Origin of the sequence: Sphingobacterium sp. UBA2480, assembly GCF_002341965.1 — a bacterium.
Classification (GTDB): Bacteria; Bacteroidota; Bacteroidia; order Sphingobacteriales; family Sphingobacteriaceae; genus Sphingobacterium; species Sphingobacterium multivorum.
This window is the reverse complement of record NZ_DDPA01000008.1, coordinates 77,597-89,980: the sequence shown is the minus strand read 5'-3', so window position 1 is coordinate 89,980 and position 12,384 is coordinate 77,597. Positions and strand designations below refer to the sequence as shown.

The following is a 12,384-nucleotide window of genomic DNA, read 5'->3' as shown; positions in this document are numbered from 1 at the left end:
TCGTTTTTATCATTAAATTATATCTCTATGAACAGTTTAGAAATGAAAGGACCATGGTATGGTCTAACACAAAAACTGCCGATTGAGCCCAAGTATCTGCTCGGTATGGCAAGTATATTTCTGGTAATTATTTTCCTATTTGTTGGGAGTATATTACAATTTTTCGACCCGGCATCAGCTGCGCTCGATCTGGGGGTACTGTCCCTGCTTTATTTTGGGCTAATGGCCGGACTGGTCTTTATATGTTGCTGCATCTGGTTGCTGGAATACCTATGGAGACCCTTCAAATATTATAGACAGGATATTTATTACCATTTTAATCAATTGAACTCATGGCAACAATCTATTCTTTATTTCTCGGTATTCTTTCTATTGCTCTTTGCATTTCTACTGCTACTGGAAATGCTGTTTTAGAGGAAACGTATAGCAATGCTAGTGTACGAAACACCAATCTGCTTAGGCAGCAGATCTATGAAATTGCAGCAAATGAAATTGGGGTAAGGGAGATCGGAGGCGATAATAAGGGGCCAGAGATTTCTAAGTACCTGGTCTATGTAGGCTTAGATGATGGTTATGAATGGTGTGCCGCATTTGCCTGCTGGTGTTATGGGCAGGCTGGTCTTTCAATACCGCGCAGTGCCTGGAGTCCTGCGCTCTTTCCGAAAGCACGTCGTCGTCCACAAAGCCAAATCGATAACGGATATGTCAAGCAGGCTGATCTATTTGCGATCTATAGCAGCCAATTGAAACGGATTCGTCATGTCGGTCTGGTTAAAGCGCTGCATGGTCCATTATTGATCTCGGTAGAAGGCAATAGCCATGACCGGGTAGAATCGCGGCGGCGTCCACTTGCTACTATTTATGCTATCGCAGACTGGATCGATTGAGGAGGGCGAGTCATGAATAAATACACAATTTCAGTTGCTGGGAGCCCAGTGTTTTGTCTCTTGGTGATAAGCGTTGCTGTAGTCACCGGCTGTAGCGTCTTCCGGGGAAAAAAACAGCTGGAAGAGAAATCCACTAAGATCCATAATCAATATGAGCAGCAGAATTTGCAATTTCATCAGAAGCAGCAGGATAGTTTGTCTTCCTATTGGTATTTTAGTACGGATAGTGCATTCTGGTTTCACCCGGATAGTGGAATATGGGCTAAGCGCGGGAAAATTTTTACCCATCAATCGAACATAAAACGTGCCGAAGAGAATTGGCAGTTGCGGCAGGCAAACAGCGAGGCGGCAAGCGTTTCGGATTCGCGTGTGGAGTGGGAAAAGGAGTGGTTAACCTCCATTTCGATCTTCGTTGTACTGATGGGTATTTTGGTAGGGCTGAGCTATTTGGTTTGGAAAAGGATAAGAAAGTAGGCCTTCTATTTTTGACAAAAGCCCCTGTTTCTATGCAGGGGCTTTTGCTTGTTATGTAGTAGATGTAGGTCGGTTACATTAATTTGCCGTCAAAGCAACTGCATTGAGCTGTCTTGAGGTTCCATCAGGACCTACAGCAACGATATTGTCGAAGATCACACGTGTGCCCGGGACAATGCCATTAAGGGCTGAAGACATGGCTGAACTCAGCTGTCCTCCAGATGTCGATAATACGATGGCATCAGCTCGTGGCTTGGCAATGATCATCGTAAATTTGGTGACTCTAAAAGTAGCATCAAAGTCAAAGTTATCCAGTTTTGCAAAAAGAGCATTTTGTGCCTTAAGTGCAACGGTAGCCATTGATCCTCCTGTTTTACCCGCAAACTTGGCAATAGGGTCCGGAATACGTTTCACACGGAATTCTGTCGAACTCAAGGTTTGTGTTTTTCCTGGCGCGACCTCAGCCGAAACCGAAATATGTGCAGTACCCGGAGAACTTACTTTCACATTATACTTACCACCACCAGCACTGGAAATACTACCGCCACTCATGCTTACACGGATTTTATCGGTAGATGTACCGGGAGCTGATACCGATATCGGGTTGTTTACACCAATATACAGTACATTCATTTTGTCTGGTGATACCACTGCCGAAGGACGCGCAACCTGATAAGTCTGTACAGGGGTACGGTATTCTTTATACGATCCGTCTGTCTGTTTTACTTTGATCACACCTGTCCAGGTATAGATACCTTCACGACTGGTATTGACCGAATAAACACCTTTTCCATCCACCACCTGAAGCGATGATCCATTCACCGAAATGGCCGGTTCAGATTTGGAATCGGATGCCGTTAGAAATACCTCGGCTTTGTAAGGTTGACCTTGTACCAAGTAAGAAGTCGGAGCTACAGCAACTGCCGCAAATTTGTCCAGGTTCACGACAGCTTGATCCATTTTACCTAAAATAAGCTTAACCACATCAGACTCGGCGTTTTGTGCGTCGGTCTGTATTTTGGTCAAAATCGTCATGGCTGCGGTCAAAGGGGTACCACTGCCAAAATTGATCTCTTCCCAAGACTTTTTGCCATTGACAGCCTTCTCCGGATCTTTCGCCTCCAAAGAGAACGAAACCATTTTTTGTTCTTCAGGTGTCAGTAGGGCCAGTAGTTTGGTACGCGTGGTATTGATCTTGTCTTTTAAGAGAGTCCCCTTCTTCTCGTTGATCATCAGATTGGGGGAGATGTCCTCGTTTTCACGTTGAGCAAGATCGCCCTTTTCTTCATCGTAGCCACCACCTTGTTTAACGAACTCTTCTTTTAAGGAAGCGATATATTGATTGAGTTCCCCTATAATAGCCTGTGCTTTTTTAGCCTTGTCATAAATGGGCTTGGCACGTGCGGGCTCTTCCTTTAATTTGGTGTTTTCGAATGCGGTGAATAGCTGCTGAACGGCCGTGCTGACATTCGACTTGGATGTTTCGAGACTGTTGTTGATATTTTTGAATGCATCCAAGATGGAATCCGGTACATTGAGCGCCAATAAGGCGAGCAAGACCAGATAGAGGATGCCAATCATCCTTTGTCTTGGAGTTTCTCTTCCTAATGCCATTGTTTTTGATTTAAGTAATACAAGAATTAATTACACACGCGGTTGATTCATCGCGCTCAACATGTTGCCATAGATGGCATTCAAGGCATTGAGGTTTTTCGCAAGCTTGCCCACTTCATCTTTAAAGGCTTTCGAATCATCCAGCGATTCGTTGAAGTTCTGCATGGTAAAGCTCAGGTTCTCATAAAACTTGTTCATCGATTGTAAATGTGATGCCGAATCGCGTAACTCACGTTCATACATCGCATTTAATTGACTTAGATTGGTCGTCAGACTTTTTACCTGCTCGTGGTAGTTGGATGTATCACCTGAGGTGTTCGACATGGCGACTAGGTTTTGGGAAGCTTTTTCGAAAGCGAGACTCAGGTTGTCAAATTTGGAAGTTGCTGTTCTGAGCTTATTCGTAAATTCCTCTGTTGCTAATGAAACATCAGATAGTTTATTGATAGCTGATACCTTTTCACTGAAATCACGTAAGCCACGACCTAGATTTTCAATGCTTGCCGGTTCAATGTTGGCATCGGCGAACATTTTATCTAAAACTGCAGTTGCCGATGGCCCTGCCGGCTGGGCAACAACCGTTTTTCCTCTTTGTGGAAGCTCGCCATTAAAATTGTCATCCAATTCGGGATAAACGCGGGTCCAGTCCGGTTCTGGTGCAGGTGGATTGAAACCCATTAAAAAGAAAAGGAAGGCTTCTACACCTAAACCGATTCCGATCATATAGTTGGCTGTGGTGCCACCGATATGTAGAATCTTAAATAGTACCCCGATGATGACGATACTCGCTCCCCAGGATATGGCCACATTCAGCCATCTAGAATTGTCTTTTTTCTTGCTCATTGTTAATCTATTATGTTTTGGTTTAATTTTCTTGGAAAGCTTATGCGCTCATCTATATCCGTTTTAATAAACGGTCAATGTTGTTTCTATAGTATACATCTGATAAATCACATATTTAATTAGTTGTCTGCAATTGGCTCTGTAGACTCAAAAAACATACCAAAAGAGGTTTGCGTTTCCTGCAAATTCTAAAAAAACGGTAGTCCACAGCAGTCAAAATTCGTTCTTTCCAATCGATCTTTCTCAAAATAAAACAAACGTTAGGCCTTCTTAGCAGTTATACTTTAATACGATATAAGTCATAAACACAAATAAAGAACAATATGATGAACGAAACATTAATTCAACTTTCACAGACCTGGCCCGCTTGGCTCTGGAATATTGCATTAATCCTCTTTTCATTTTTAATAGGTTTTCTGATCAAACTGATTTTTATACCACTTTTGCGCAGACAGGCCATTCAGCAGGAGTCTTATAGTTTATTTCGTTCTTTTGTAAGACGTTTTAACCGTGTGCTAAGTATTTTTATACCATTGATTGTTTTCAATAGTCTGCTGCCCTTTGCCCAATTTAACGAACGGACACTCCGCGTGGTCAGCAAAACCAACGAGCTTTTGCTCGTCAGTTTCTTTGCGGTTGCGCTGATACAAGGGATCAAGGTTTTTGAAGATTATCTCTACCATCGTTTTGATATCAATAAGGAAAATAATCTGCGGGAACGCAAGATCAGGACACAAATTGTCTTTATTCGAAAAGTAGTGGTCACCCTCATCATCGTAATTTCTTTGGCGATTATCCTGTTAAGCTTTGACAGCATGCAAAAAATTGGCGCTGGCCTACTTACCGGTGTGGGAGTTGGCGGTATCATTATCGGTTTTGCTGCGCAGAAGTCTCTTGGAAATTTGCTTGCTGGTTTTCAGATCGCTTTTACGCAGCCCATTCGCATGGACGACGTCCTGGTGGTCGAAGGGGAATGGGGCCGTGTGGAGGAAATCAACTTGACCTACGTCGTCGTTAATATCTGGGACAAAAGGCGTTTAGTATTACCCATTACCTATTTTATTGAAAAACCATTTCAAAATTGGACACGCACAACTTCAGAGATCTTAGGAACTGTATTTATCTATACAGATTTTACCGTACCCGTAGGGCTACTACGTGAGAAACTGACGGCCTTACTCACCGGGCATCCGCTTTGGGATGGTAAAGTCAATGTGCTTCAGGTGACCGATTTTAAAGAACGTACCATGGAGATCCGGTGTCTAATGAGCTGCCGCAATTCAGGCCAGGCTTTTGATCTACGCTGTTTTATCCGTGAACAGATGATTGCCTATATCCACACAAATTTCCCGCATGCATTAGCCAGAACACGGGTAGATTATCAGGAGAGTACGCAAAAGGGGCTGTAATGGCTAAGTAGCGATCGAGAAATGATAATCTGTTGAAAAATAAGTGTAATTTATTTAAGTTTGTTTAAAATGTTAGCGTTAGCGATATGTTGATTTTCTACGTTGTATTCTCGGGAATATTAATTCTACTGAGTGTATTACCTTTCATCCAGAGCCAACATTGGATCTTTCGGGTCGCCGAATTTGTCAAGCTGCAGCTGCTGGTATTTCAGGTGCCCGCATTGGCGATGGGTTTTTATCTTGTGGGGGAAGACTCATGGATATGGTGGTTGCAGGTAGTACAGTTGGCGCTGATCGTATACCATGCCTATATATTGATACGCTACACCAAATTTTGGCGTCGTGAAAAATATGAAAAGGGCAAAGATGCATCGGATAGTATTAAAGTGATCTCCTGTAATGTGCTGCAATTCAATACGGCGTATAACCGCTTCATTGACCTGATTCAGAAAGAAAAGCCGCAAATTTTTTTGACCATGGAAAGCGATGCGGCATGGGAAAAAGCCTTACATGTGCTGGAAAGTGATTATCCTAATTTTGAGAAAGTAACCTTGGACAATACCTATGGTATGCATTTTTATACCAATCTCAAGATCAACAAATGTCAGGTGCATTATTTTGTGGCGGATGATATTCCGAGTATTGAAGCCGAACTGGAAACCGCCGATGGACATCGTTTTATCTTTTTTGCCGTACATCCACCACCGCCGAGTCCGACCGAGGAGGAAACTTCAAAAGAAAGAGATGGCGATCTGCTCAGTGTGGCCAAGCGGGTTCGGGATTATAAAATGCCCGTGGTTGTTACAGGGGATTTTAATAATGTCGCTTGGGCCAAATCTTCGCTCTTGTTCAAAAAAACCAGCAAATTGATCGATGCACGTATTGGTCGGGGTATTCTTTCCACCTTTCATGCCAATTATTGGTTTTTCAGAGTCCCTTTGGACCTGTTGTTTCATAGCCCGACCGTATTTATCGATAAATTGTTTATTTATCCTTCTGTTGGATCGGATCATTTTCCAATGGGCTGTACCTTTTTTATCGACCGCTACTCCGAAGAGCAGGCGGAGGATATTGAGCACCTGGAGGAAGGTGATATGACTGAAGTCAATGAAATGATTGCTGATGGAAAAGAGGAAGAAAGTGACAATCGGAATTAATAGGCAGGAGTCAGCTTTTGACTATTAAAATAAGGTGTCTTTTGTGTAAAAACTGTTCAATAGGGATTTGGATCAAGTGGTTATTAATCAGTAATTTTAATGTGTTTATATTTAAATAACTGTTCAATAATATCGACAGAAATATGTAAATTAACAGGCACTAATCATTTTCTCTAAATCTAAGAATGGATAAAGAATATCATAGTAAACAGGCGGATGAACAGCTGTTGTCCAAGACCATCGATTTTCTGCGTTTCCCACTAATTGTTGGCGTGGTATTTATCCATACCGATTTCTCTGATGTAGTTATTAAAGGCGTTAAAAGCATCAATTTGGCTAACTATCCCATTTTCACACACGTTTTTTTTCTATTCTCAAAGGTCATATTCGAGGTCTGCGTACCGCTCTTTTTTTTAATTTCTGGCTTTTTGTTCTTTTACAAAACGGAAAATTTTTCATTTAAAGTTTACGTGAAAAAATTAAAAGGACGTTTCCGTTCGTTGTTCATCCCTTATATCTTTTGGAATATTGTGGTGCTCCTCTTCTTTTTTCTCGCACAGACCTTTCTTTCGGGAAGCCTGATGTCGGGAAGAAATAAATTAGTAACAGATTATAGTTTGATGGATTGGATCTGGTCTTTTTGGGATACATCGCATATTAACCCGCATGTTGAAAAGACGCTTCCCGTCAATTCTCCATTTTGGTTTATACGTGATCTGATGGTGGTGGTGCTCACATCCCCCTTGCTTTATTTCCTCATTAAAAAGCTAAAAGTTTATGCCGTTATACTCTTAGGTATAGTCTGGGTCATCAACCCTTATTTTTACCAGCCGGGACTAAGCACCGTGTCGTTCTTTTTCTTTGCTGCGGGAGCCTATTTCAGTATCAATAAAAAGAATTTTGTTGGAATAATGAGACCATTACTGTATCAATCAGGAGTACTGTATCTGTTTTTGGTGATTGCCCAATTTCATTTCTTAGGTATCAACTGGTGGAGCTATCTGTATTGTGCTGGAATTATGGCGGGTCTTGTGTTCGCTGTGGCATTGTCCGCGCATTTTATTGAAAAAGAAAAATGGCGAATAGGTCCCTTTTGGACGAATGGTAGTTTTTTCGTTTTTGCGTATCATCGTTTACCCTTGGTATTCGTGATCAAATTCTTATTTACATTAGTGCGGCCACATTCCGATGTAGCCTTGGTATTTTTATATTTTGCTTGTCCTGCGGTTATTATAATATTCGGATTGCTAGGCTACAGCATCATGCGTTCCTTTTTGCCCAAATTTACAGCTATCATTTGTGGAGGACGATAATGGATTTTATGAAAAAATATAAGTGGATTATTGGTTTGTTGATATTGGTCTGTCTCTCACTGTTGGTGAGATATGGACTAAAATTCTACAACAAAAGCCTGCAGAAGCGAATTAAATCTGAGTTTGATTTTACAGACCTGATCAATTTGGGTTGCACTTCGGTCAAAAATCAGGGCGCCTCAAATACCTGCTGGTCCTATACGGGCAATTCTTTCCTGGAATCTGAAATGATTCGAATGGGCAAAAAACCAATTGAGATTTCACAGATATATACGGCACGCCAGGCCTATCTGGAGAAGGCCCGTACCTTTGTGCGGCTGCATGGCGGGCTGTCAATGAAAGAAGGTGGGCAGTTGCACGATGTATTGAATACCTACCGTAAATATGGTGCAATGCCCAGGTCGGCGTATTCGGGACTCCGCGGCAAGGCAACTTACAATGATTTTCGCGAACTGACGCCGGCTCTGAATACCATGCTTAAGGTATTGGTCAAAAACAAACGACTGACATCAAATTGGGAGCGGGCATATATCGCGACAATGGATGCCTACTTAGGGGAGTTGCCGGCTCAATTCAATTATGAAGGTAAGATGTATACCCCTCGCACATTTGCGGATCAGTTTATTGGGATAAATCCAGATGATTATGTGGGTTTAGCTTCGGTAACTGACCAATCCTATTACAAGCCATTTGTGTTATTGGTGCCCGACAACTGGTCCTTCGACCGGTTTTATAACGTACAGATGGAGGATCTGACCACTGTTATTGATCAGGCATTAGAAAAGGGTTTTACTGTGGCCTGGACAACCGATATCTCAGATCCTGGATTTTCCTGGAACTATGGTATTGCCTATGTTCCCGAAAAATCGATTGATCAGATGACGGCTAAGGAAAAGGATGCCATGTTCGTTAAACCTCAACGGGAAAAAAAGGTGTCGGCAGCGGAAAGGCAAGCAGCCTTTGACAATTGGGAAACAACCGATGACCATGCGATGCACATTGTTGGGCTTGCAAAAGATCAGCAGGGAAAGGAATATTATCGCGTTAAAAATTCTTGGGGGAAATCCAATGAATATCGTGGATATCTGTATGTGTCCAAAGAATTTGTCCGTTTTAAAACCCTGACATTAATTTTGCATAAAGCAGCGTTGAGCCCCGATTTTAGATTGAAGCTAGGCCTTTCCTGATTCCCAATTCTTTCCATATTTCAGACGGAAGTTTGTACTATGGAAAACACTAAACTTACTTCTCAATGCCTGCGTGCATGTTTATTTATAGGTGCAATAACTTCTTCGGTTGTCGCTCTCGCCCAAGAAAATAAATACCTGCCCGATAAAGTGCATCATGCCGAACCTTTATATAATGATCTTGTCCGGGATCTTGGTGCGCGTAAAGGGGAGAAGGAATTTAATATCGGCGCTGATATTAAAAGAACGCATTCGGCTGATGAATTTGGCTACCTTATGGAATATGAATTTGCACCTATAGATCGATTAGGACTGGAAGCGGAGACAGATTTTGCATATTCAAAAAGCCGCATGGCCAATGTGTCATCCAGTAATCAATTGGAAAGGTTGCGTCTATCGTCGCAGTATTCCTTTTATGTTTCTAAAAAAAATGCAACAACCTTGGCTGTTGGGTATACACAGATCTTTGATTTTGTGGATGGTGGTACCGTGTTTAATCCATTTTTTATAGCCGCCAAAAACTGGTATAGCAATTGGCATGCATTGATTTATACGGGGCCAGAATTCGCCTATCGTTATGGTTCATCGGGTATGGATATGACATGGCAGATGAATACCTCATTTCATTATACCATACCGCAGACAGATCACTTTATCGGTATTGAGGTCAATCAGGAAATTTCTTCGGATGGGATACAGACGACATTGCATCCCCAAATTAAGCTAGGACTGAGCAACAAAATAGCCGTTGGTATGGCTGTGGGCTTGCCAGTTAGTGGCAAAGAAAAAGTGCTTAGTGGCTTTTGGAGGCTGATCTATCAATTATAGGATATAAAGCATAGCCGTATATCTTTAGAACAGTTAGATCAGACGTGTTTACTCCTTTTGAATATGGAAATTCTTGTCCGCTTCTTTCTTTTCTGTTCCGTTTATTTTGGTGATAACATTAAGGGTTAAACTGGAATTTTGATTGAAGAGTTTGTTGGGAGGAGGGCAAATTATACAGCTAAAATATGCTCATAAGTCGTCAATAAAAATAAATGGGGCGAACGCCTTCGCCCCATTATATCCATTAATATTATCAAGTCGAACGCAAAAAAAATGACTTGACGAGCCAAAAGTAAAAAATTAATATGGAATTTTCTCGGTAAAAGAAGGCACAATTATGTAAAATTTGTTTAGGTGGAGATTACGCCACAAATATTGTTAAAGCAAATAGGGCGAAAAAGTAAGAGCCGTTCTATGGAGCGGCTCTTACTTTATTAAGTCGTTTAACTATTTAGTTACACGAAGGATGATTGTATAAATATTAGTTCGGATAAACTGGCATTGGTTCATAATCCGCTGCAGCGCTTTTTGCTGCCCATGTTGCATCACGTACACAACGGATATTCATTAATGGAGAGTTGATGACACTTACTGCTCCAAGAAGACCTGCACTTAAAATACTTGTCGTTCTGTAAGCTTTATAGTTTCCACCGGTAGTATGTCCTAATTGATATTTTACTCCAAGATTGATCACAGGTGATCCAATTAAGTTTTCACTGGTCCAAAATGCGTTATAGCTGCCGTAAGTATTTCCCAAATTAAGAGTGATCAAGTTATTTATTGCCCCTAATGTGTTCATATAACCATTGTAGTTGAAGCGCAATCTGTTTACTGATGAGGTAGCTGCCCCGTAGGCAGCGTTGTTTCCTGCTGTAGGTGTAAATTCTGAATAGGTAGTTGCCGCCGTTGAGTTCGGTACCCTAGCAGCTAATAAATCCTGAGCAGCAACTAAAAGATCGATTCCTGCGACGTTTGTTAATCCAAGATCACCCAATAATCCACCAAGTGAAGCCGGAGAAATAACATTGCCTAATTGAGCAGCAGTAGGTGTTTTCCAAAGGCCTGCTGGATAAACGAGTGCACAAGCATCTACAGCAGCATTTGCACTTGCCAATACGCGTGGAAGATGTGCTCCGAACGAGAAGTAGCTGTTAGGATCGTTTGTCTGTGGATTGGTGTGGTAAAAGCGGTATGGTGTAGGATCACCTGGTTTATAGTATAAATTTGATCTAGACCATTGCGCTAAACCAGTTCCTGAACCAAACGTTAATGCAGATTCCGTAATACCCACTAAGAAGCGATGGTTTTTGCCACGTACTGGAGTAATCGCTTTGTTTTGTGTAAGCGTCGTGGTGCCAAAATTCCGTTCAGTGCTATTATCAAGCTGAATTTTTAGATTCGTTACAGAAACGGATAAGTTTTGAGCGGTTTCATCTGCTGTATAATAGTAGGCAATTTTTCTGGCTGCATTGCCATCTAGATTAGTGAAATTTACCTCTGTTAGTGCCGGTGTGCCTCCAGTTGCCGCTACTGTCAGTGCGCCGGTTGCTAGATTAATGGTTGCTGCTTTTGCGCTTTGTCCGGTAACTGCTATAGTCGCCGAGTTTATCGGTGCAAACATACCTAACGTGTTAACTTCGATAGCAATACGTGCATACAGACGGTTAAAAGTAATGTTTAAGGGAGCTGTATTGCTGTTAATGGTGATGTCTGTTGCACCTGACGTTGCGTAAAGCACATCTTTGTTTTGTGGCAATACAAGATTATTCGATGCATCTCCATCTGGTATTGGATCTGTGTTGTTGTAAGATAAAGCTACCCATTTGTAAGATCCGTTAGGTACCTGAATTGGTGCTTCTGATCCAGGAGTAAATTGCACAGATTTTGTGAAGGTATAGGTACCGCCATTGTTTTTGTATAAATATAAGCGATATGTGGTCGTAGATCCTAGAGGTGTAGCAGCCTTTAATCCGCTTGATGCTCTTAATGCAGCTTGAGAAAATGCGGAAGCATCATTGGAAGGTACGTTGTTGTCTACTGCGACGATGGCATCGAAGCCATTGGATTGAACCAGTTCGATTGAATTGCTATTAGATTTGCCTGTAGATGTACTTGCTTTTTTGACCGTGCTTTCGCCGTCACTAATGCCAGCGATACGAACGACTAGTTGACTTTGATCGGATGGGACTTCCTGACCATTCTGATTTTTATCTTTGTTACAACTTGTCACCGCCAAGGTACCAAGTGCTAAGAATGCCGCAAGAGCAAACTTGCTTGCTAAATTGTTATTGGTTGTTTTCATAATTGAATTGTTTGACTAAGGTAATTGATTAAAAGCCGTCGGTGTTCCAACCAGAACCACCAGTTCCTTCTTCTTCATTAAGCGATGGTGAACTACCTGGTGATGCAGTTCCTGATCCAGCAGCAATTCCTTGCTCCAATTCAACTACGTGCTCCTTGATGGACGGAGCTACGTACATTTTTTTTGCGTTCTTATTCATGATAATATTATTTGGATAATCCACGCTGTTGTCAGCGTGGGGTTTAAATTTAATGGACAATTCTAAACCTTTGTTCATGTTAAAAATACAATCGTTACCAAACAGCTTTGTCTTTGCGTATAGACAAGTGATGCTGTTCTCACGAACGTATTTTAAATTTATTTGTCTGTT

At 41.7% G+C, this 12,384-nt stretch carries 12 protein-coding genes; 8 read left to right on the top strand and 4 right to left on the bottom strand.

Features of this window, described 5'->3' with window-relative positions; all coding sequences use genetic code 11:
* The first annotated feature begins 27 nt into the window (after positions 1-27).
* From B3600_RS19205 to B3600_RS19195, 3 genes are read left to right on the top strand one after another with little or no spacing between them, the layout of a single operon-like run.
* On the top strand, positions 28-414 hold the full coding sequence (locus B3600_RS19205) for a hypothetical protein (protein ID WP_286754067.1): 387 nt from the start codon (positions 28-30) through the stop codon (positions 412-414).
* A complete protein-coding gene (locus tag B3600_RS19200; protein WP_286754066.1) occupies positions 333-887 on the top strand; it encodes a peptidoglycan-binding protein in 555 nt (184 codons plus the stop codon). The genes B3600_RS19205 and B3600_RS19200 overlap by 82 nt, the downstream gene beginning before the upstream one ends.
* 12 nt (positions 888-899) lie before the next feature.
* On the top strand, positions 900-1,361 hold the full coding sequence (locus tag B3600_RS19195; protein WP_286754065.1) for a hypothetical protein: 462 nt from the start codon (positions 900-902) through the stop codon (positions 1,359-1,361).
* A 78-nt stretch (positions 1,362-1,439) separates the two neighbouring features.
* Here the strand turns inward: B3600_RS19195 and gldM are convergent, their stop codons facing one another.
* Both gldM and gldL read right to left on the bottom strand, forming a co-directional pair.
* A complete protein-coding gene (gldM, locus tag B3600_RS19190) occupies positions 1,440-2,975 on the bottom strand; it encodes a gliding motility protein GldM (protein ID WP_286754064.1) in 1,536 nt (511 codons plus the stop codon).
* 30 nt (positions 2,976-3,005) lie between these two features.
* Complete coding sequence (gene gldL / locus B3600_RS19185; protein ID WP_286754063.1) at positions 3,006-3,818, bottom strand: gliding motility protein GldL; 813 nt, start codon at positions 3,816-3,818, stop codon at positions 3,006-3,008.
* A gap of 323 nt (positions 3,819-4,141) precedes the next feature.
* Here gldL and B3600_RS19180 point away from each other — a divergent pair, with 323 nt between their 5' ends.
* The 5 genes from B3600_RS19180 to B3600_RS19160 all read left to right on the top strand — a co-directional run bounded on the left by B3600_RS19180 (position 4,142) and on the right by B3600_RS19160 (position 9,712).
* On the top strand, positions 4,142-5,227 hold the full coding sequence (locus tag B3600_RS19180) for a mechanosensitive ion channel family protein (RefSeq protein ID WP_286754062.1): 1,086 nt from the start codon (positions 4,142-4,144) through the stop codon (positions 5,225-5,227).
* A gap of 86 nt (positions 5,228-5,313) precedes the next feature.
* On the top strand, positions 5,314-6,384 hold the full coding sequence (locus tag B3600_RS19175; protein WP_286754061.1) for an endonuclease/exonuclease/phosphatase family protein: 1,071 nt from the start codon (positions 5,314-5,316) through the stop codon (positions 6,382-6,384).
* A gap of 185 nt (positions 6,385-6,569) precedes the next feature.
* Entirely contained in the window at positions 6,570-7,697 is a 1,128-nt protein-coding gene (locus B3600_RS19170; protein WP_286754060.1) for an acyltransferase family protein, read from the top strand.
* 8 nt (positions 7,698-7,705) lie between these two features.
* A complete protein-coding gene (locus tag B3600_RS19165) occupies positions 7,706-8,884 on the top strand; it encodes an aminopeptidase C (RefSeq protein ID WP_286754059.1) in 1,179 nt (392 codons plus the stop codon).
* Between the two features lie 39 nt (positions 8,885-8,923).
* Positions 8,924-9,712 carry an HAEPLYID family protein gene (locus B3600_RS19160; RefSeq protein ID WP_286754058.1) on the top strand — a complete coding sequence of 263 codons (789 nt, stop codon included), beginning with the start codon at positions 8,924-8,926 and terminating at the stop codon, positions 9,710-9,712.
* Positions 9,713-10,193: 481 nt separating this feature from the next.
* Here B3600_RS19160 and B3600_RS19155 read toward each other — a convergent pair whose 3' ends face one another.
* Both B3600_RS19155 and B3600_RS19150 read right to left on the bottom strand, forming a co-directional pair.
* Positions 10,194-12,014 carry a hypothetical protein gene (locus B3600_RS19155; RefSeq protein WP_286754057.1) on the bottom strand — a complete coding sequence of 607 codons (1,821 nt, stop codon included), beginning with the start codon at positions 12,012-12,014 and terminating at the stop codon, positions 10,194-10,196.
* A 28-nt stretch (positions 12,015-12,042) separates the two neighbouring features.
* Positions 12,043-12,213, bottom strand: a complete 171-nt coding sequence (locus B3600_RS19150) for a hypothetical protein (RefSeq protein ID WP_183043996.1) — start codon at positions 12,211-12,213, stop codon at positions 12,043-12,045.
* Between the last annotated feature and the right edge of the window lie 171 nt (positions 12,214-12,384).